Origin of the sequence: Formosimonas limnophila (genome assembly GCF_014652675.1) — a bacterium.
Lineage (GTDB): Bacteria > Pseudomonadota > Gammaproteobacteria > Burkholderiales > Burkholderiaceae > Hydromonas > Hydromonas limnophila.
This window is the reverse complement of the sequence record NZ_BMZG01000007.1, coordinates 105867-124683: the sequence shown is the minus strand read 5'-3', so window position 1 is coordinate 124683 and position 18817 is coordinate 105867. Positions and strand designations below refer to the sequence as shown.

Below are 18817 nucleotides of genomic sequence, written 5' to 3'. Positions count from 1 at the left end.
GCTTGATTTATGAAACAATTAAATTTGAAATGCAACACATTCGTTTTAATACATTAGTATAAAATAGTAACCATTGAGATGTTACCGAACTCCAAGCAACAACGCAAGAAGGCACATTCATGAAACCCACACACTCAGAAGTAACCAAAGAAGACCTAAAATCACAGCACCTATTGATGCGGCTTGAGCAAGACGGTTTTGAGGTCGTCTCACGAGAAGTCCGCCAAAAGATCGAGTTTTTATCCAAAGTCGGTAGCAAATGGAATTGCCTCATCATCACCCTACTCGGCTCAGGTGCCAAACGCTTCGGCGAAATCCGTCGGCTCATATCAGGCATTTCACAGCGCATGCTGACCATCACTCTGCGAGACTTGGAGCGCGACGGATTGGTGACACGAACCGTATTTCCCACCGTACCGCCCCGTGTGGACTATGAGCTGACGGAGCTGGGTCGCTCTTTCCGTGATCAACTGATTCAACTCGGAGAGTGGACTGCCGAACATCTCACAGAAATAGAAACCGCTCAAAAACAATATGATGCACGAGAATCTTAAGAAACATGCTCGACTTCATTCCTATCAATGATCAAGAGTGAATTCGGCCAATTTTGACTTTAATGCAGCAGAGCCCTTTTTTCTACTTTGAAACCCGTTTAATTTTTGGGTTCATTACCTATCCATCATATTTCCTTTATTTCTTTGGAGGAAGCATAAAACCATCAACAAATGAGAACAGATCATTCAAAGTGTTCACTTTTTATACATTTAACAGGATTTTCAGTTCGCTCACTGCTTGGGGCTAATTCTTGCTTCTACATAATCCACTATCATATTAATTTCTTCAATTACATTCTGTTTCAACTCGCCCAGCAAATGCGAATATGATTGGACTTCTTGGGTAAACTTAATCACTTCCTCAACATCCTTGCTCTTGCAATTTGACGGCAAATAGTCTTCTAACTGTCCTTTCGAAAGGATAATGATTGAATCGTTCACTCGCTGACCTTTAATAAATTTGCACAGCGTCATTTTTTGCTCTTCGCTTAAAGACTGTTTATGACTACTTTGCCGACTCTTAATGTGTTCCCAAACTTGTTCCAATCCATCTTTGTTGTCTTTATTAATAAAAGAGTCAATTTCTCTAACAAAATTTTTTGCATCTAGACTAAAAGAGTAATTTAAAGTATTTTTGATTTTTTTGACATTAGGATCAAATAGCTCCTTTACTTCAGGTGTTCCGACATCCTTAGCATAGTCCAAGTCAGCTATGACAACGTAAGCAATCCCACACCCAGTTAATAGTGACTGATATTGTTTAAACAACCCTTTGCCCCCAACACTAATGATTTCATATGTTTTATTTATTTCTTTATCAAAACCTTTCGCTTTGAACAGTGCTTCAAAAAATATTTTGTCCGATATTCCTTCCACCAATATAACTAAATCTGAAAAAAATATTCGCTCATTGTTTTGGCTATTAACCATGTGAAATAAATGTTTCTTTTCAAAATCATCAATATGTTTTAACCTAACAATCTTACTTTCTTGGCTTTCTGAAAAAACTCGCGAAACGTAGCCAATAGATGCAGGTGTAATGAAAGCAGGTGAATGAGTTGCCATAACAAATTGATTATTCGTTTCATCCGCAAGCTTTTCAAACAGCTCAATTAATTTCCTTTGCCATTTTGGATGAAGGTGAAGCTCAGGCTCATCAATAACAATCAAAGCATCTTTTAGGTTTAATACATATATCGCAAACAAATAAGTAAGAAGCTCACGCTCTCCTGAAGACGCGGTTTCTAGGCTAAATTCAGCCCCTTGCTTTTTTAGCTTAAGTTCGTATGCGTTTGTTTTTGTATTTGTACATTTCAAATCCCATTCATAGCCAAGCATTTCCAATGTCTTAGTGAAACTATCTATAGACTCTTTATCTCTCAGCGCTTTCATTGCTGGTTCATTGCCATACTTATGAGTAAGCTCACTAAGCATTTCGACTAAAGTTCCAATAGCCAATTGCCCGACATTTTGGCTAACTGGCGACTTCGAAGATGCAGCATCTAAAATTCTTTTATGCTCTGTTCCACTATATTGAGAGAGGATTACTGATGACCCTAAATTCCCACCATGCGCTCGCGCTACAGGCATCAACATCATCGGCGTAGATAAGGTTACTTTGCTTTCTTCCTGAGATAGCCTAGTAATAATTTCATAGAAAGTGAGATATTTCCTAAATTGATAACGCTTATCTGTCGGCTCAACTGACAACTGCTCAAATTGATAAGACATAGGATCTGGTTCATCACCCATCAAAACGCTGTTTTTTATTTCAAAAACGAAAGTCTCATCAGGAGCAAGAGTATTGACAATTTCTCTATTTAACCGATATGCTCCCAGGTTCATATATTCTTTACCTAAATTTTTAATTATTGATTCTGAGTTATCAACCCAATATTTCATGTTGTCAATATCAGGCTGAGTAATCTGAATTGTAAACTCAATGATTTGATCATCCTGAGAGCGCTGACTATGTTTTTCTAAACCCTGCGAAGATACAATTTGATTTAGGCTGATGGTAGTTTTTTTTGTAGAGGAATCTTCTGTAAATTCCCATGATTTAATTAGATGCTGTCTTAGTGACAACACAATGGTATCTAATAAATTTGTTTTACCTCCACCATTAGGACCAATTAATATCGATATATTACCATCTAAATCAAATTCCTGACGATCGGCGAAACTTCTTACGTTCTGCAAGGCGACCTTTTTTAGCTTCATAACCTTAAAATTCTTTCGTTGCTTAATTTATTACAATATGGTGGTTAATCTAAATATAAATTGCATACGCTCACAAAAATATAACCATCATGCCCTTACTCCGCTTCCTATACCGCATATTGGCCACAAAGGCCAATTCTATACCTTTTATGACTCGGTCAATTACATGACCACAAGCAATTCATTTATTATGGGCAACGCCACCCTCCTCGCGCAATTCACGACCCGCGTCAGCAACGTGGTGTGATATGGCGGAGCGCAGTCCTGTTAAATCACAAACTGGTTACCCAAAACTTCGACTACGAATGATTTGCTGACGCTTGGGCTTAACGGCTTTCATTTCAAGACACGACACACCTTGGAGTTCTCGTTGTGTTCGCTCAACAACGACACCGAACCTTTGGCGAATCATGGTGGTCGAAGCGCGTGTGAAATCACCGACCGTCTCAATTCCCATATCATTTAAAGACTGGCCAATGCGCCACCCTATGCCCACACTTCGGTCACAGGCCCGCTGTTCAGTGCGCGTGCTTGCATGTCCGCCTATGTACTCCAATTAGCCGCGCCTTTATAAATAGTGATGGCATTTGCCCATGCTCCCCATCTTAATCTCGTGTGACAGTTTTATATACAACGAGCCAACATAAAAAACGCGAATCGACATTCGCGTTTTTTATGATAAAACCAACTCAATTTAACCGTGGGGGTTCATCTGGTGGTGTGGGTTGACTATCGGCTTTGGGTTCATTGTCACCCTTGAGCATTGCACCAAGTAAAAGTCCAACACCTGCGGCAATACCGAGTGCTTTCCACGGATTGTCTTTAACAAAGGCTTGTGTGGCCTCCCCTGCTTCGCGGGCTTTCTCAACAGCTTTGTCTTGCAGCACAGTGGTTTGCTCTTTGACTTGTTCGAGCAGCACCACGGCTTTTTCACGCAACTCTTGAGCTTGAACACCACTGGTGCTCGCCGCTTGTTTGAGTAACTCTTCCGCTTGCTCTAAAATACTTTTCAGGTCACTCATGCTTTTTCTCCTTTGAGGTTCTTCGGGATAAAATGTACTTCATTATGCGCCACTTTCCATATTGATATGGTCATGAAGCTCGATATTTCAATGGCTTATCACGTACAATACTGGCTTTGGCACACTTTCCTTCAGGTGATTTATGTTGTATCTTTGGTTTAAGGTTCTGCACATCGTGTTCGTGGCCTCTTGGTTCGCGGGTCTGTTTTATTTACCACGAATTTTCGTGAATTTGGCCACAGTGAATGACACGCCCACCCAACAACGATTATTGCTCATGGCCAGTAAACTGTACCGTTTCATGACCATTTTGGCGATTCCTGCCGTGGGTTTTGGCTTAGCGATGTGGTATATGGCTGGTTTTACAGGGGTTTGGTTGCACGTCAAACTCACGCTGGTACTGGTACTTTTGGTCTATCACTGGTATTGCGCTCGTTTGCTCAAAGGCTTTTATGCTGCAAAGAACCAACGCAGCCATGTCTGGTATCGCTGGTTTAACGAAATTCCCGTCATTTTGATGCTCATCATCACCGCTTTGGTCGTGATTAAACCGTTTTCTTCTTAAGATTTTTTATGTCATTGCTTTCATTTTTTGCCCCTTGCCCGCGCGGCCTTGAACATTTATTGGTCAAAGAGCTCGAACAGATTTCCGCCGAGCACATCAAACCCACCAACGGCGGTGTGGCCTTCGCTGGTGACACGGCAGTCATGTACCGAGCGAACATGCATTCGCGCATCGCATCGCGCATCCTGCTGCGCTTGGGCAACCAAGGCTATCGCAACGAAGACGATATCTACAAACTCGCCGCACGCATGCCATGGAGCAGCTACTTCACACCTGACCACACCATCAAAATCGAAGTGACAGCGATTAAAAGCCCGCTGCGCAGCCTCGAATTCATCACCCTGCGTATCAAAGACGCCGTGTGCGACTATTTCCGTGACCTCATGGACGTGCGCCCATCCGTGGACACAGTGACCCCCGATGCCCGTATTTATGCGTTTTTGACCGAAACCGAAGCGACGATTTACCTCGACACCTCAGGCGAGGCATTATTCAAACGCGGCTGGAGAATGGATAAAGGTCGTGCGCCGTTGCGCGAAAACTTAGCAGCAGGTTTGGTCATGCTGTCAGGCTGGCAACCGACACAACCCTTATTTGACCCCATGTGTGGCAGCGGCACCATCATCATCGAGGCGGGCTTGATGGCGGCCAACGTCCCACCGGGTTGGCAACGTGGCTTCGCCTTTGAGAAATACCGCACCCTCGACAAAACCCTGTGGCAAAAAGTCAAAAACGACATCAAAATCGACAAAACCCAACGTGCTTTATACGCCAGCGACATCAGCGCACACGCCGTGAATGACCTCGCACGCAACCTCACACGAGCAGGCTTGCCATTCCCAATCGCGTTTGAACAACAAAACGCCCTCAAAGCCATGCCGCCTGCTGCCAACGGCATTCTGCTGTCCAACCCACCCTACGGCGAGCGCATTGACGTCGTCACAGCATCCGAAGACGCTGCCTTTTTTAAAGACTGGGCAGACCACCTCAAAGCCCACTACGCAGGCTGGAACGCGTACCTACTCACCAGCGACCGCGATGTGCCCAAATACATGCGCTTGTCGGCCAGCAAAAAAATACCATTGTTTAATGGCGCACTCGACTGCAGACTGTTTGAATTTAAAATGGTTGCAGGCAGCGCGAGGAAGCCACGAGTGGTGGCGGATGAAGATGATGGACAGTAATGTTTTGACCAACAAAAAGCGCGATTCGCGCTTTTTTCATTTTTATGACTCTAAAATTAACAAAGTTCCATCTATGGCGGTCAGTCATCAAGGGTTGCTGGGTTGTGCAAACTGCGAAACTGTCTCGGCGTCAGCTCGGTGTTTTTTTTGAATACTTTGATAAAGTTGCTGGTTTCATCAAAACCAAGCGTCTCGCCAATTGATTGAATAGACTCAGTGGTGTGTACCAGTAATCGTTTGGCTTCTAAAACAACGCGCTCGCGGATCAATGACTTGGCCGATGCGTTGACAATTTGTAGGCACAAACGATTGAGAGTTTTGAACGATAGCCCCAACTCGGCGGCATAAAACCCCACCTGATGCTCTGTACTGAAATGACTTTCCAACAGCAGGCGAAAGCGATTAAAGCGTGCGTTTCTGATGCTGTCCGCTTCTAAATTAAAATCAAACAAACCTTCCGCCAAACGCAAACGCAGAATCAAACTGCTCAATTGATGGCGCAGCAATGCATTGAGTTCATGCTTGGGCGCATTGAGCTCAGTGTCCTTGCTCATTGACTTCAGGTGGGTCACGCACGCATCAAACAACGAGCGGCCCATCGAAAACGTCGTCGGCAGCTGATAGAGAATTTCCTCTTCTTTGCTGTTGCTCAATAACAATTCGGCGCTGAATATCAGCACCCAGCCATCCCAGTCAAATTGATTGGAAAAGCGGTGGATTTGATTGGGCTTAATCAGCAGATAGTCGTGGGCGACGCAACGCCGCTCCATGAAGTCAACAAAATGAATCAACTCGCCACGCTCAACCACAAACAACATATAAAAAAATGGCCGCTGGGTTTCGTGAATGGTGTCTTTTAATCGAGACTTGAACTCAGACAATAACAAAACCTCAATATCCAATGAATACGCCTTTGGCGGCTCAAATAGTATGGGAGTGACGCTGTTTTTTTGATTAATTGGCATGTATGCTTGTCCTTTTTTTACTATTTTTACATGTTTTTTTACCTATTGTATTATTTTGTTTATAGGCACAATACACACACTTCAAAACAAAGTTCATCAGAAGATTTTCATCCACACTTTACACAAGGAAACATCATGCAAAAAATCCAAGTCATTGGTAAAAAATTCAAAGTCAACTTTGGTGGCGAATTTGTCTTTCAGCTCGATTTTCACAGCGACACCGAAATGACCTACGCGCCGATTTTGGACAACGGTTTCGGTACGCCAGAAACTGTGCGCATCACCATGGTCGAGATTCGCCCGAATGTGTATATGGCGTATTGGAAAGAAAAATCCAACACCACCGTGGTGCACGTCGAGGACTTTGAGAACGGCGTGGTACACACCAACATCACGGTGGACAAAGACACATTCTTAAACTTTAGCGGCACATTAACTGAAATCAACTGAGATGGCTGAGACTAAAAATATCATGAACAAACCCAATCGCATCATCATCGCCCTGATGTTGGCCGCCACAGCGGTCAACGTCAGCGCAAAAACCACCAAGCAGCACCATCAAACACCAAAGGAAACTAAAATGGAACAAAACGCCAACAAACAAGTTGCCCTCAACGCGGTCCAAGCATTTTTTAAAGACTACGACGCTGACGGCATCAAAAAATACTTTGCTCAAGACTACATTCAGCACAACCCGCACGTGCCCACTGGGATTGAACCAGTGTTAGGCTTTGCGCCGCTGCTCAAACAAGCAGGCACCACCACGCAAAACCACCGCATGATTGTCGATGGCGACCTCGTGGTCATGCACAACACCTACGACAACGCCGAAGCTTTTGGCGCGAAAAAAGTCGTGACCTTTGATATTTTCCGCATTGCAAATGGCAAAGTTGCTGAGCATTGGGACGCGATTAACCCATTGGTCGAGAAAACCGCTAGCGGTCGAACACAAGTGGACGGCCCTACACAAGTGACTGATTTGGACAAAACTGCAGCGAACAAAACCTTGGTGAAAAACTTCGTTGATGACGTATTGTTTGGCAAAGCCCCACAAAAGATTACCGACTACATCAGCACCACCGAATACCACCAACACAACGTCGGCATCAAAGACGGCTTGTCTGGATTGAATGAAGCCATCGGCGCGTTGATTGCACAAAACAACATGTTCAAATACAACAAAGTCCATAAAGTTTTGGGCGAAGGCAACTTCGTCGTGACCGTCAGCGAAGGCGAGTGGAGTGGCAAACGACAGGCATTTTATGACCTATTCCGCGTAGAAAACGGCAAAATCGTCGAGCATTGGGACGTGGTACAAGAAATCCCTGCGCAAATGGCACACAGCAACGGCATGTTTTAAACACAACGCTGTTTGAAGTGAAAAAAAACGCTCAGTCCATGAGCGGTTTTTTTAACCTTGATGATTGACACAATCAGGCATTATTCAAGTAATCCATAAACGGCTGATAAACCGAAAATACTTTGCCAAACTTCGTGAGAAACTTTGCACTCGTGAGCTCTTCATCTGTCAGCGGATGCGAGACGGTAAAGGCTTTTCGTTTAATCAGTTCCAAATGCGGACTGTCGGCAGCAAAACCCGCAGGAGGACGAGTAAGTGTTGCACCTTCTAACTCAGTGAAGTATTTTTTGAATGTTTTATCAGTGAGAATACCCTCAAACTCATTGCCGCTGATGAGGAGTTGCTCACGGATGCGTTTAAGCCAATCACTGCTGGGCGCATGTGCGCCACCTGCAAGGAAACTCGCTGATGGTTCAATGTGGAGGTAAAATCCTGCGCGACCGAAATCTGCTCGGTGACCTGAGCCGACCATGTGGATGCCAATGTGGGTTTTGTAAGGTTCACCTTTGGCAAAACGAGCATCTTTGTGAATGCGGAACAAGCATTTTTTCGGGTCAATGCCGACAAACTCAGGGGCGTGGCTAATCAGCGTGCCGATGAGTTTGTCGATGAAATCGATGAGCTCTGCTTGCAGTGCCGTATAGCGCGGTTTGTGTTCATTAAACCACTCGCGATTGTTGTTGGCTTTGAGTTCAGAGAGAAAGGGCAACGTATCGGCGGGAATGGGCATGATGTGCTCCTTCGTTTTTTGAGCGAGTATTTGGCAAGACTATAAACGAAAAATGAGCACTTGCGAAGTGCCCATTTTTAGCTTTTACAACACGATGCTAGAGCGCTAGTCGTGCGCGCGCTCCTTCGTATTCGCCTTGTAATTGATTGACCAGTTCAGCCACACTGGGCGCGTTGTCAATGAGGCCAACACCTTGACCCACACCCCAGATGTCTTTCCATGCTTTAGCGGCGGTGTTTCCACCCGAACCAAAATTCATTTTGGATTTGTCTGCCACGGGCAAATTGTCGGGATCTAAGCCTGCATTGACGATGCTGCTGCGCAGGTAATTGCCGTGCACGCCTGTGAATAAATTGGTGTAAATCACGTCATTGGCCGCTGCATCAATGATGCCTTGTTTGTACGACTCGTCCGCATTCGCTTCGAGTGTGGCGATGAAACGTGTGCCCATGTAAGCCAAGTCCGCCCCTATGGCTTGGGCAGCGAGGATGGCGTCACCCTGTGCAATCGAACCTGATAAGACGATGAGACCATCATAAAACTTGCGGATCTCGCCCACGAGTGCGAAAGGACTGAGCATGCCCGCGTGACCACCCGCGCCTGCGGCAACGAGAATTAAGCCATCCACACCCGCTTCCAGCGCTTTTTTGGCATGACGCACGTTGATGACGTCGTGCAGTACGATACCGCCATAAGCGTGTGCACCATCGATCAATTCTTTCGGCGGTGCTTGCAAGCTGGTGATGAAAATCGGTACTTGGTGTTTGAGGCACACCGTGATGTCCTCAGCCAGTCGTGCATTGGATGCATGGACGATTTGGTTCACAGCAAAAGGTGCTGGGTTATCACCTGCGGCTTTGTCAGCAGCCAAGTCAGCTTTTAACTGGGTCAACCATTGATCTAATGCACCTTCACCACGCGCATTAAGTGCTGGGAATGAGCCGACAATTCCCGCTTTGCACTGTGCGGTGACCAATGCAGGTGATGACACAATAAACATCGGTGCGCAAATCACAGGTAAACGCAGATTTTGAAGAGATGCGGGTAACGTCATGAAGTCTCCTTGGTTAGGTTTTTTAGGCAATAATTGAGCCACCAATATCGAACGGTCGTTCATAATTTAAATAATTAAACCACAATTAAAGCCGTACAACAAGGTATTTGGCTATGTTAACCTATGCCCTTACGATAACCATTGAAAACCAGAATCCCCTGTGAAACATCCACTCATTACGCCAGTATTGGCATGTCTGTTTTTGCCACTTTTTTGGCACAATCGGCCATGCCAAAAGAGATGGGTCGAGTGTATGATATGACCAATCAAACACCATGAGGAGCACACCATGCTCGAGTTGCGCCCTAACTGCGAATGCTGTAATACTGATTTGCCACCTGAGTCTGAAAATGCGGTAATTTGCAGCTTTGAATGTACTTTTTGCCGTACCTGTGCAGATGAAGTTTTGCATAACACCTGCCCGAATTGTAACGGCGAGTTTGCCCCAAGGCCACGTCGGCCTACTGATGCCTTACTAAAGCATCCTGCCTCAAACCGACGTGTCTTTAACCCAAAACTTCAAGCCCGATAATATGTCCCAATATACCGCACTCACCCAATGGACTCGCCACGACAACGAGGCGTTCACCGACAATCAATACAGCCGCCGACATGACGCCACCTTTGATAGCGGTATCATCTTGCCAATGTCCTCATCACCACACGTCGTACCGTTACCGTATTCGGATGCGAGTGCCGTTGATCCTGAAGAGCTATTCGTGGCTTCGTTGTCGTCATGCCACATGCTGTGGTTTCTCGGTATTGCGGCCAAAAAGCGGTTTTGCGTGGACAACTATCATGACCATGCCGTCGGCGTGATGGCAGAAAATGCACAAGGCAAATTGGCCATGACTGCAGTCACGCTCCGCCCAAAAGTCACTTTCAGCGGCGAACGTCTGCCCACACGGGAGCAAATTGAGCAAATGCATCATTTGGCGCATGAGTCTTGCTTCATCGCTAACTCTGTAACCACCGATTTGCGTTGCGAGCCTGTTTGGTGAGCTGAGTATGCGCCATGTTTACATGATTTTGCCGCCGACGGTGGAGCTACTCGATATGGTTGGGCCGCTGGAGGTGTTTCGGGTGGCTCGACGCTTTGGTGCTGATTTGGCTCTGCATGTGGTGTCACCCACCACACACATCGAGACATCCCTACCGATTCAAATCACAGGCGTGACGTCACTGCCGACCGAGCTGGCATCAGGTGATTTGGTGATAATTCCTGGTGCATTGGATGAAGATCTGGATTTTCGTGGCGAGGTGGCACAGGTGATTGTCCGTTTTCTCAAATCGGCGGTGAATCCAAAACAACACGAAGTCATGAGTATTTGCTCAGGTGCTTATCTGCTCGGTCAAGCAGGCTTACTGGATGGCCGCACCTGCACAACGCATCATGCTTTAACCGATGCATTGCAAAATGAATTCCCCAAGGCACTGGTGCAAACAAACCGTGTGTTCGTCGAAGACGGCACGCTTTACACCAGTGCGGGCATCACAGCGGGCATTGATTTGGCACTGCATTGGTTGGCGAAGCACTACGGCGAGCAAACTACCATTCAAACTGCGCGTCACATGAGTCTGTATTTTCGCCGCAGCAGCCATGATCCAGAACTCTCGCCATAGCTCGTCGGGCGCAACCACATGCATCGCACAATCCATAAAGTGCAAGACACCATCAGTGCCAATCCCACATCCCCACACGCGCTTGATGATTTGGCAAAACTTGCACTGGCATGACCGTCCATGACTACCAAATCTCGCTCAAACATGCGTTATTCCAGCAATGGCGAGCGTCAGGATTGTCCCAAGAAAAAGCCGCACTCAATGCAGGATTTTCCTCAGCGCAGGCGTGGCGTCGTTCGCGTGTGCTGCATTCACTCTAATTTGACCGCGCCCCTATCTCCGACACGTTGATTGGTCTATTTGCCATATAATGTAGACCAACATTAGGAGAACACATGACCACGCACGACGCCAGCGCAACCATCGCACAACTATTCATTCACCCCATCAAATCCTGCGCCGCTGTCGCGGTAGATGAAGCGGTGCTCACGCCGACGGGTTTGCAATACGACCGTCACTGGATGGTAACAAAACCTGACGGTCAATTCATCACACAGCGCAGCCATGCACTTATGGCTCTGATTGTGCCGAGCATCCAGAATGGTCACCTCATCATCAATGCTCCGAATATGCCACCACTCGCCCTTTCATTAGTAGCCACGGGCGAACTCAAAACCGCACAGGTGTGGAAAAGCACGGTCAGTGCTTTTGATATGGGCGACTTGGCCGCCGAATGGTTTAGCCTGTTCCTCGGCGAGCCACTGCGCCTGATGCGATTTAATGCTGATCAACCACGTCTGTGCAGCCAAGAATGGACGGGCGAGCACACTGCCACCACCGAATTTGCTGATGGCTATCCACTGCTCATCACCACCAGCTCTGCTGTTGACGAACTCAACCAAAAACTCACAACCCAAGGCCACAACGAAGTTGACCAAAGACGCTTTCGCCCGAACATCGTCTTAGCCGACCTACCCGCACATGACGAAGACCTCATTGATGAGTTACACCTTGACTCTGAGAGTCCCATCGTCATCAAGAATGTGAAACCTTGCGAGCGCTGCCCGATTCCCAGTATTGATCCAGATACCGCGGTCTATCAGCCAGAAGCCGTCGGTGACACCCTACAAACCTATCGCCACGACACACGCCTAAACGGTGCCATAACCTTTGGCATGAATGCCATTGTCATCGAAGGCGCTGAACAAATCGTTCGCGTCGGTCAAACTGTCGGTGTTAACTACGCGTTCTGAAATCATTGGCCTGACCTCGCGTGACTGACACCGATGAGCCAATCTATGGCAAAATGCCGCCACTAATCTAAAAGGAGTTTCCATGACACGTCGCATTCTCGTCATCCATGGCCCTAACCTCAATTTACTCGGTACGCGCGAACCCGAAGTCTACGGCTCACAAACCCTGAACGACATCAATCAGCATTTGCTATCTGTCGCCAGCGACTTAGGCATCACACTCACCCACACCCAGAACAACATTGAAGGCGAGTTGGTCAACGCCATTCACGCAGCACGTGGTCAAGTTGACGCCATCATCATCAACCCTGCCGCTTACACCCACACCAGTGTGGCCATACGTGATGCATTGGCAGGCGTTGCCATTCCGTTTGTCGAAGTCCATTTGTCCAATGTGTACCAACGAGAATCATTTCGCCATCACTCCTACTTCTCCGAAATCGCCATTGGCGTAATCAGCGGACTGGGTGCTTACAGTTACGAAGCCGCTTTGAGGTTTTTGGCGCAGCGCAACACCTAAAACCATTCCAAAGACATACACTCAAACCACTAAAACAGCCATGAACACACTTTGAAGGCACCGAACACTCGTTCTTTTTATCGGGTGTTTTGCTTTTTTAACGTGAAATAATCGAAAATTAAACGCAATTACTCAATGTTCGCTTATAATGCGCCACTATTTGAAAGAAGTATGACACCGCAGCACATCTGCCTGTTAACGGGTATTTGAATGTGCGTGGTGACGGCATTTAACTTGAGGCCTGACCAATGGCCTCATCACTCACCAAGTGCTATTTCTACAAACTTTGTCAAGGCCACCCTAACAAAGTTTCCAATTTAAGCCACAGAAAAAGCAACAACTTGCTTTTTCATATTGATTTTTAAGGAGCTTCACATGGACTTACGTAAACTCAAGACCCTGATTGACCTCGTCTCAGAATCCGAAATTTCTGAACTCGAAATCACAGAAGCCGAAGGCAAAGTACGCATCGTCAAAGGCGGCACGCAACAACAAGTCGTTTACACCACCCAAGCCACCGCCCCAGCCGCTGCGGCTGCAACGATGGCAGCTCCAGCTCCCGCAGCCGCGGTAGAGGCAGCACCCGCCGCACCGACGGGACATCAAGTCAAATCACCCATGGTCGGCACATTCTATGGTGCGTCATCACCTGGCGCGGCGCCGTTTGTCGCTGTCGGTGATACCGTTAAAAAAGGCCAAACAGTCTGCATCATCGAAGCGATGAAACTTTTGAACGAAATCGAAGCGGATGCTGATGGTGTAATCAAACAAATTTTGGTTGAAAACGGCCAACCTGTTGAATTCGGCCAGCCGCTCTTCGTCATTGGCTAAACAATCACACGATTGACCCGTCGGGCGGGCACTCATCCCCGCTCACAGACCAAGCACTGAGGCGGTGCATGATTGCCCGCCCGATGTATTACTATCAGGGACAAAAAATGTTCGAAAAAATCCTCATCGCCAATCGTGGTGAAATCGCATTGCGTATCCAACGCGCCTGCCGCGAAATGGGCATCAAAACCGTTGTCGTCCACTCAGAAGCTGACCGCGAAGCCAAATACGTCAAACTCGCTGACGAATCTGTCTGCATCGGTCCTGCCCCCTCCTCACAAAGCTACTTGAATATGACTGCGATTATCGCGGCAGCTGAGGTCACTGACGCGCAAGCGATTCATCCGGGTTATGGTTTTTTATCAGAAAATGCGGGATTTTCAGAGAAGGTTGAGCAATCAGGTTTTGTGTTCATCGGCCCAACCGCTGACTCGATTCGCACCATGGGTGACAAGGTCGCTGCCAAACAAGCCATGATTGCCGCTGGCGTTCCTTGCGTGCCTGGCTCTCCTGATGCGCTCGGTGACAACCCGACCGAAATTCTGAAAATGGCGCGCGAAGTGAAATACCCCGTCATCATCAAGGCCGCAGGCGGTGGTGGTGGTCGTGGGATGCGCGTGGTTCACTCTGAAGAATCTCTGCTCAACGCAGTTGCCATGACCAAGGCAGAAGCACAAGCGGCTTTTGGCAATCCCGAAGTCTACATGGAGAAGTTTCTCACCAATCCGCGCCACGTTGAGATTCAGATCTTGGCCGACACACATGGCAATGCAATTTATCTAGGTGAGCGCGACTGCTCCCTGCAACGCCGCCACCAGAAAGTCATCGAAGAAGCACCCGCTCCCGGCATTCCACGCAAGTTGATTGACAAAATCGGCGAGCGCTGTGCCCGCGCCTGTGAAAAAATGGGTTATCGCGGTGCAGGAACGTTTGAGTTTTTGTACGAAGATGGCGAATTTTACTTCATTGAGATGAATACCCGCGTTCAAGTCGAACACCCAGTTACCGAAATGGTCACGGGCATCGACATTGTTCAAGAGCAAATTCGCATCGCCGCAGGCGAAAAACTGCGCTACAAACAAAAAGACATCGTCCTCAAAGGCCATGCCATCGAATGCCGCATCAATGCAGAAGACCCGTTCAAATTCACACCCAGCCCAGGTCGAATCACGATGTGGCACGTCCCTGGCGGCCCAGGAATTCGCGTGGATTCGCACGTGTTCACCAACTACTTCGTCCCACCACACTACGACTCAATGATTGGTAAGCTCATTGCCTACGGTGACACCCGCGAGCAAGCCATCGCGCGTTTGCGCACCGCTTTGTCCGAAATGGTGGTCGAAGGCATTTCAACCAACATTCCGCTGCACCGTGAAATGATGAATGACCAAGCCTTTAATGACGGTGGTTTTAGCATTCACTACTTAGAGCACAAATTGGAATTGCGTGGGACTGAGCCTTAACATAGCGTTCGGCTGATCACCGCGTTCAAACCATATACTGTCACTAATTATGGATTCACTGTCGCAGCTGGCGTTGGGCGCGGCCTGCGGTGTCGCTGTAATGGGACGCCGCACTGCTGTTTGGAAAGCCGCCATCTGGGGCGGCATTGCTGGCACACTGCCTGATTTAGACGTGATTTGGGACTTCGGTGATGCAGTCCGCAACATGACTTATCACCGCAGTTATAGTCATGGGTTATTGTTGCTCACACTTCTCGCCCCCTTACTGACACTGCTGGTCTGCCATATTCATCGAGAAAAACACCTATTTAAATACTGGTGCCTAGCTCTTTGGTTGGCGCTATTCACACACCCTCTATTGGATGCCTTTACCATTTACGGCACCCAGATATTTCAGCCTTTCTCAAATCACCCTGTTGCCATTGGCAGCATGTTTATTATTGATCCACTTTATACGCTGCCTTTGGTAATAGGACTTGGCTTCACACTGTCTATGCGGCACTTTAGAGGATTGAAATTCAATGCGATGGGTCTATGGATTTCTTGTGCTTATTTAGCATGGAGTGTTTTGGCTCAGGACTTAGTTGAGCGGGCAGTTCACTCACAACTGAGCAAAGAAGGCACTCCAGAAGCCAGATTTTTTGTCACCCCCACCCCGCTCAACACCATCGCTTGGCGTATTGTCGTCATGCGTGAGGATGGTTATCAAGAGGGCTTTTATTCATTTTTTGATAACGACCAAAACATTCACTTTGACTCATGCAGTAGCCAGCCCGAACTGATGCAAAACTTACAAAACAACTGGGCCGCTCAGCGCATGGCTTGGTTCACACAGGGCTTTTACAGCATCAAACAAATTAATGATTTAGCGGTTTTATCAGATTTACGAATGGGGCAAGAGCCAAACTATGTGTTTGAATTCACATTGGCCAAAAACACGAATGGCCAATGGCAAAGCATCACTCCCGTCCAATCAGACCAAGGTCGGAAAGTAACCACCGAAGAGTTGGACTGGCTATGGGCCAGAATCAAGGGCGACGAGACACCGCCACCCCGTTAAAAAAATTTACTGCACCTCCTTAACTGAGACAAAAATTCAGTTGAAGTTCTCTCTTACCATTACCAAGCTTAATCCATCCGCACCACCACTTTGCCGCGAGTTTTGCTATTGGCAAAATATTCGAGTGCTTCTTTTGCTTCATTTAGTGCAAACGTTCGATCAATTCGAGGTAAATATGATTTTTGTTCAGCAATTTTCGCTATAGCTTCAAGTGTTTTACCATCTTGGTAAGTGGCGACGCCATGCAATTGAACGCCTGCTTTGTGGGCCACTTTGGTAAATTTTCGGAACATCAGAGGCATCAGTAGCTTAAAAATCCACGGCACATTCATACCCATGCGTGCCATATCATCGACACCCGTCATGACTTTGAGCGAAATCACCACACCCGTCTTTTTGAGCAATGGCAAAGACTGCAGCAATGTTTCATCGCCCAGACCGTCGAGTACCATGTCGTAGTGCGCTTTCGGCAAACTCGTCAGAGGCTGTGTTTTATAGTCAAACACGATGTGAACGCCCAACGACTTAAGATATTCAGTATCAGCCACATTGGCGGTGGTATCAACTGTTGCGCCCAAATTTTGTGCCAAAACGATGGCCGCAGCACCGACTGCACCACCACCTCCGTGGATTAAGATGTGTTGTCCACTTTTGACTTGTGCGCGATTCAATGCTTGCCTTGCGCACAATAGTCCCAATGCCGCAGCCGCAGCTTGTTCAAATGTCCAGCTGGCAGGCTTGATGGCGCAAGCATTCACATCAACAGCAATATATTCAGCAACTGTACCGCTCCAAACCAATCCTGTATAAAACATGACTTCATCGCCAACCTTGAAATGGCTAACGCCAGAGCCGACAGATTCAACCACGCCTGCACCATCAACGCCCAAGGCAAATGGGGCTTTATTTGGCGACATAGCTTTCATTTCACCACTAATGATGTGCAAATCAGCTGGGTTGAATGCCGCTGCTTTGAGTCGAACTAGGACTTGGCTGTTGGTGGGCTGCGGTTGTGGCAAATCTTTCAAGACAACAGTATCTAAACCTGCCTTTTTATACTGGGTTAAAACGAGTGCTTTCATAAAGTCCTAACAAAATATTAAAATCAAAAGTGAACAATCATGTGTGGTATTTAAAAAGTAACCTGCTACTTGAATTGGTTTAGCCCAGAGTCACGTTGACGCTGCTTTTATCAATGTAATGGCTTTTTCAGGGCAAGCCGCAACACAATCACCACAAGCATGACATTGATCTGCGTTAACAGCGTAAGCTACTTTCCCTCCGTGAACTGCCAGTTTAAAACGTTGCAAAAAATTAAGTCACGACCGATCTTCTGATTTAATCGGTTGCAACTCAAAAACCTGATAAGGACAAACGCGAATGCAGTCGGCTTTGCCCTCACAACGCTTGAAATCAACGACGGGGGTGAATCTTCCAGCCTCATGTTTGCAAACGGTTTGTGTTTTAGTCATAAATCAATTCCTTTGGCATAATGTTTTTCGTACATGCATAACCAAGTCATTATGCTAAGCCGACAACTTGATGCCAAAACCTTCACGGATAGTCCGTCGCAACAACCATACAATGAACACAATATCAATTAGAGATTGGACGCCAGGTCCCATCAATAAACCTTGTATTCGCGCAGACAGGCTATCACTCGCTGGCATATCAAACATCCGTTGAAAAACGCTGGGCGTACCACTAAAAAGTGTCGCTGTGATGGCTCCACCGTGATCAAAAATAGATACAACAAAATACGTCCAACATGCCAACCACACAGCAGGAAGAGGCCGCTGCCACAGAAACCAAATAAGCGGCAATGTCGCCACCGCTACCACCACATCAATGATGGCAGGGTAAAGCCAAGCGTCAGCATCCTGATGCACCAGTACATTTTGAATCAACGGAACGGCAATCAGCCGTCTCAATTGCAACAGCATCCAAAACGTCATCGAGAATAGAAAAACCTTAGGTAAATGCTCAGTCTTGCTCATAAAAGCCCCCCAATTGATCAGGCTTTAAGCTGTTTCATCGCACTCGCCCAGTCTTCGATGTGATAAACATGCTTAATTTGACCGTTCTCGATCGTGTGAATATCTGTGGTATCAATGCAAAATGATTTAGTGCCATCACATTCAATTCCCATGAAATTGCCTTTGGGTGTACCAGAAGCAATGCTGCGAATAACGACAGTGTTCCCTTCAACCACTTTCTGCTTCGGCTCAAACTTCAAATCAGGGATGAGCTTCCACAAAAATTCAAACTGCTTAATTAACGTGGCTTTGTCTTTGACTTCGTTATTGTTTTGCGACTGAAAATCTTCAGCCAATACACCTGTCAGTACCTCAGTAGGAGTGGTTTCGGTATTGACCGTGAGCGCTTGTTTGTAAAAGGGTGCTAAAACGTCGTGTCCAAATGGATTCATGGCCGTATTCCTTGATTGAAATGATTAAGAAGTAAAATAGAAAAT

General features: G+C 46.9%; 23 protein-coding genes and 1 pseudogene. 14 read left to right on the top strand and 10 right to left on the bottom strand.

Annotation, left to right across the window (positions count from 1 at the left end; translation table 11 throughout):
• Positions 1-119: 119 nt before the first annotated feature.
• Positions 120-554 (top strand): winged helix-turn-helix transcriptional regulator, encoded by a 435-nt coding sequence (locus tag IE082_RS07865; protein WP_189493366.1) that lies wholly within the window; start codon positions 120-122, stop codon positions 552-554.
• A gap of 231 nt (positions 555-785) precedes the next feature.
• On the opposite strand, the gene IE082_RS07860 is transcribed toward IE082_RS07865, so the two are convergent.
• From IE082_RS07860 to IE082_RS07850, 3 genes are all read right to left on the bottom strand, one after another.
• Positions 786-2774 (bottom strand): AAA family ATPase, encoded by a 1989-nt coding sequence (locus tag IE082_RS07860; protein ID WP_189493365.1) that lies wholly within the window; start codon positions 2772-2774, stop codon positions 786-788.
• Positions 2775-3057: 283 nt separating this feature from the next.
• Complete coding sequence (locus tag IE082_RS07855; protein WP_189493364.1) at positions 3058-3330, bottom strand: DNA polymerase Y subunit UmuC family protein; 273 nt, start codon at positions 3328-3330, stop codon at positions 3058-3060.
• A 133-nt stretch (positions 3331-3463) separates the two neighbouring features.
• Positions 3464-3796, bottom strand: a complete 333-nt coding sequence (locus IE082_RS07850) for an ElaB/YgaM/YqjD family protein (RefSeq protein ID WP_189493363.1) — start codon at positions 3794-3796, stop codon at positions 3464-3466.
• Positions 3797-3938: 142 nt separating this feature from the next.
• Between IE082_RS07850 and IE082_RS07845 the strand changes: the two genes are divergently transcribed.
• Together IE082_RS07845 and IE082_RS07840 are read left to right on the top strand one after the other, a co-directional pair.
• Positions 3939-4361 (top strand): CopD family protein, encoded by a 423-nt coding sequence (locus IE082_RS07845; RefSeq protein WP_189493362.1) that lies wholly within the window; start codon positions 3939-3941, stop codon positions 4359-4361.
• An 8-nt stretch (positions 4362-4369) separates the two neighbouring features.
• A complete protein-coding gene (locus IE082_RS07840) occupies positions 4370-5545 on the top strand; it encodes a THUMP domain-containing class I SAM-dependent RNA methyltransferase (protein WP_189493361.1) in 1176 nt (391 codons plus the stop codon).
• An 80-nt stretch (positions 5546-5625) separates the two neighbouring features.
• Here IE082_RS07840 and IE082_RS07835 read toward each other — a convergent pair whose 3' ends face one another.
• Positions 5626-6510 carry an AraC family transcriptional regulator gene (locus IE082_RS07835; RefSeq protein WP_189493360.1) on the bottom strand — a complete coding sequence of 295 codons (885 nt, stop codon included), beginning with the start codon at positions 6508-6510 and terminating at the stop codon, positions 5626-5628.
• A gap of 135 nt (positions 6511-6645) precedes the next feature.
• On the opposite strand from IE082_RS07835, the gene IE082_RS07830 reads away from it, so the two are divergent.
• Positions 6646-6960, top strand: coding sequence for a MoaF-related domain-containing protein (locus IE082_RS07830; RefSeq protein WP_189493359.1), 315 nt, complete (start codon positions 6646-6648; stop codon positions 6958-6960).
• Between the two features lie 22 nt (positions 6961-6982).
• Positions 6983-7870, top strand: a complete 888-nt coding sequence (locus tag IE082_RS07825; RefSeq protein ID WP_229809771.1) for a nuclear transport factor 2 family protein — start codon at positions 6983-6985, stop codon at positions 7868-7870.
• A gap of 73 nt (positions 7871-7943) precedes the next feature.
• On the opposite strand, the gene IE082_RS07820 is transcribed toward IE082_RS07825, so the two are convergent.
• Together IE082_RS07820 and IE082_RS07815 are read right to left on the bottom strand one after the other, a co-directional pair.
• The gene (locus IE082_RS07820) at positions 7944-8600 is read right to left on the bottom strand and encodes a DUF2461 domain-containing protein (protein WP_189493358.1); all 657 of its coding nucleotides are present in this window, start codon (positions 8598-8600) and stop codon (positions 7944-7946) included.
• A gap of 97 nt (positions 8601-8697) precedes the next feature.
• The gene (locus tag IE082_RS07815; protein WP_189493357.1) at positions 8698-9654 is read right to left on the bottom strand and encodes an NAD(P)H-dependent flavin oxidoreductase; all 957 of its coding nucleotides are present in this window, start codon (positions 9652-9654) and stop codon (positions 8698-8700) included.
• Between the two features lie 289 nt (positions 9655-9943).
• On the opposite strand from IE082_RS07815, the gene IE082_RS07810 reads away from it, so the two are divergent.
• The 9 genes from IE082_RS07810 (at position 9944) to IE082_RS07770 (ending at position 16344) form a co-directional block, all read left to right on the top strand.
• Positions 9944-10186 carry a DUF1272 domain-containing protein gene (locus IE082_RS07810; RefSeq protein ID WP_189493356.1) on the top strand — a complete coding sequence of 81 codons (243 nt, stop codon included), beginning with the start codon at positions 9944-9946 and terminating at the stop codon, positions 10184-10186.
• 1 nt (position 10187) lies between these two features.
• Positions 10188-10655: an OsmC family protein gene (locus IE082_RS07805; protein ID WP_189493355.1), complete on the top strand. Its 468-nt coding sequence runs from the start codon at positions 10188-10190 to the stop codon at positions 10653-10655.
• A gap of 7 nt (positions 10656-10662) precedes the next feature.
• Positions 10663-11277, top strand: a complete 615-nt coding sequence (locus IE082_RS07800) for a GlxA family transcriptional regulator (protein ID WP_189493354.1) — start codon at positions 10663-10665, stop codon at positions 11275-11277.
• 110 nt (positions 11278-11387) lie between these two features.
• Positions 11388-11537 (top strand): hypothetical protein, encoded by a 150-nt coding sequence (locus tag IE082_RS07795; protein ID WP_189493353.1) that lies wholly within the window; start codon positions 11388-11390, stop codon positions 11535-11537.
• 75 nt (positions 11538-11612) lie between these two features.
• On the top strand, positions 11613-12470 hold the full coding sequence (locus tag IE082_RS07790) for an MOSC domain-containing protein (protein ID WP_189493352.1): 858 nt from the start codon (positions 11613-11615) through the stop codon (positions 12468-12470).
• An 82-nt stretch (positions 12471-12552) separates the two neighbouring features.
• Positions 12553-12990: a type II 3-dehydroquinate dehydratase gene (aroQ, locus tag IE082_RS07785; RefSeq protein WP_189493351.1), complete on the top strand. Its 438-nt coding sequence runs from the start codon at positions 12553-12555 to the stop codon at positions 12988-12990.
• A 375-nt stretch (positions 12991-13365) separates the two neighbouring features.
• Positions 13366-13821: an acetyl-CoA carboxylase biotin carboxyl carrier protein gene (accB, locus tag IE082_RS07780; RefSeq protein ID WP_189493350.1), complete on the top strand. Its 456-nt coding sequence runs from the start codon at positions 13366-13368 to the stop codon at positions 13819-13821.
• 107 nt (positions 13822-13928) lie between these two features.
• Positions 13929-15284 (top strand): acetyl-CoA carboxylase biotin carboxylase subunit, encoded by a 1356-nt coding sequence (accC, locus tag IE082_RS07775; RefSeq protein WP_189493349.1) that lies wholly within the window; start codon positions 13929-13931, stop codon positions 15282-15284.
• A gap of 49 nt (positions 15285-15333) precedes the next feature.
• The gene (locus tag IE082_RS07770; RefSeq protein ID WP_189493348.1) at positions 15334-16344 is read left to right on the top strand and encodes a metal-dependent hydrolase; all 1011 of its coding nucleotides are present in this window, start codon (positions 15334-15336) and stop codon (positions 16342-16344) included.
• 68 nt (positions 16345-16412) lie between these two features.
• Here IE082_RS07770 and IE082_RS07765 read toward each other — a convergent pair whose 3' ends face one another.
• The 4 genes and pseudogenes from IE082_RS07765 to IE082_RS07750 form a co-directional block, all read right to left on the bottom strand.
• Complete coding sequence (locus IE082_RS07765) at positions 16413-17426, bottom strand: NADP-dependent oxidoreductase (protein WP_189493347.1); 1014 nt, start codon at positions 17424-17426, stop codon at positions 16413-16415.
• Positions 17427-17516: 90 nt separating this feature from the next.
• Positions 17517-17816: pseudogene (locus tag IE082_RS07760) on the bottom strand (4Fe-4S dicluster domain-containing protein).
• Positions 17817-17870: 54 nt separating this feature from the next.
• Positions 17871-18341, bottom strand: a complete 471-nt coding sequence (locus tag IE082_RS07755; RefSeq protein WP_189493346.1) for a hypothetical protein — start codon at positions 18339-18341, stop codon at positions 17871-17873.
• A gap of 17 nt (positions 18342-18358) precedes the next feature.
• The gene (locus IE082_RS07750; RefSeq protein ID WP_189493345.1) at positions 18359-18772 is read right to left on the bottom strand and encodes an ester cyclase; all 414 of its coding nucleotides are present in this window, start codon (positions 18770-18772) and stop codon (positions 18359-18361) included.
• Positions 18773-18817 lie beyond the last annotated feature (45 nt).

Bases quoted from the DNA above. Each gene is read 5' to 3' on its own strand.
- IE082_RS07865 (WP_189493366.1), top strand. From the start codon at position 120: ATGAAACCCACACACTCAGAAGTAACCAAAGAAGACCTAAAATCACAG.
- IE082_RS07860 (WP_189493365.1), bottom strand. From the start codon at position 2,774: ATGAAGCTAAAAAAGGTCGCCTTGCAGAACGTAAGAAGTTTCGCCGAT.
- IE082_RS07850 (WP_189493363.1), bottom strand. From the start codon at position 3,796: ATGAGTGACCTGAAAAGTATTTTAGAGCAAGCGGAAGAGTTACTCAAA.
- IE082_RS07845 (WP_189493362.1), top strand. From the start codon at position 3,939: ATGTTGTATCTTTGGTTTAAGGTTCTGCACATCGTGTTCGTGGCCTCT.
- IE082_RS07840 (WP_189493361.1), top strand. From the start codon at position 4,370: ATGTCATTGCTTTCATTTTTTGCCCCTTGCCCGCGCGGCCTTGAACAT.
- IE082_RS07835 (WP_189493360.1), bottom strand. From the start codon at position 6,510: ATGCCAATTAATCAAAAAAACAGCGTCACTCCCATACTATTTGAGCCG.
- IE082_RS07830 (WP_189493359.1), top strand. From the start codon at position 6,646: ATGCAAAAAATCCAAGTCATTGGTAAAAAATTCAAAGTCAACTTTGGT.
- IE082_RS07825 (WP_229809771.1), top strand. From the start codon at position 6,983: ATGAACAAACCCAATCGCATCATCATCGCCCTGATGTTGGCCGCCACA.
- IE082_RS07820 (WP_189493358.1), bottom strand. From the start codon at position 8,600: ATGCCCATTCCCGCCGATACGTTGCCCTTTCTCTCTGAACTCAAAGCC.
- IE082_RS07815 (WP_189493357.1), bottom strand. From the start codon at position 9,654: ATGACGTTACCCGCATCTCTTCAAAATCTGCGTTTACCTGTGATTTGC.
- IE082_RS07810 (WP_189493356.1), top strand. From the start codon at position 9,944: ATGCTCGAGTTGCGCCCTAACTGCGAATGCTGTAATACTGATTTGCCA.
- IE082_RS07805 (WP_189493355.1), top strand. From the start codon at position 10,188: ATGTCCCAATATACCGCACTCACCCAATGGACTCGCCACGACAACGAG.
- IE082_RS07800 (WP_189493354.1), top strand. From the start codon at position 10,663: ATGCGCCATGTTTACATGATTTTGCCGCCGACGGTGGAGCTACTCGAT.
- IE082_RS07795 (WP_189493353.1), top strand. From the start codon at position 11,388: ATGACCGTCCATGACTACCAAATCTCGCTCAAACATGCGTTATTCCAG.
- IE082_RS07790 (WP_189493352.1), top strand. From the start codon at position 11,613: ATGACCACGCACGACGCCAGCGCAACCATCGCACAACTATTCATTCAC.
- aroQ (WP_189493351.1), top strand. From the start codon at position 12,553: ATGACACGTCGCATTCTCGTCATCCATGGCCCTAACCTCAATTTACTC.
- accB (WP_189493350.1), top strand. From the start codon at position 13,366: ATGGACTTACGTAAACTCAAGACCCTGATTGACCTCGTCTCAGAATCC.
- accC (WP_189493349.1), top strand. From the start codon at position 13,929: ATGTTCGAAAAAATCCTCATCGCCAATCGTGGTGAAATCGCATTGCGT.
- IE082_RS07770 (WP_189493348.1), top strand. From the start codon at position 15,334: ATGGATTCACTGTCGCAGCTGGCGTTGGGCGCGGCCTGCGGTGTCGCT.
- IE082_RS07765 (WP_189493347.1), bottom strand. From the start codon at position 17,426: ATGAAAGCACTCGTTTTAACCCAGTATAAAAAGGCAGGTTTAGATACT.
- IE082_RS07755 (WP_189493346.1), bottom strand. From the start codon at position 18,341: ATGAGCAAGACTGAGCATTTACCTAAGGTTTTTCTATTCTCGATGACG.
- IE082_RS07750 (WP_189493345.1), bottom strand. From the start codon at position 18,772: ATGAATCCATTTGGACACGACGTTTTAGCACCCTTTTACAAACAAGCG.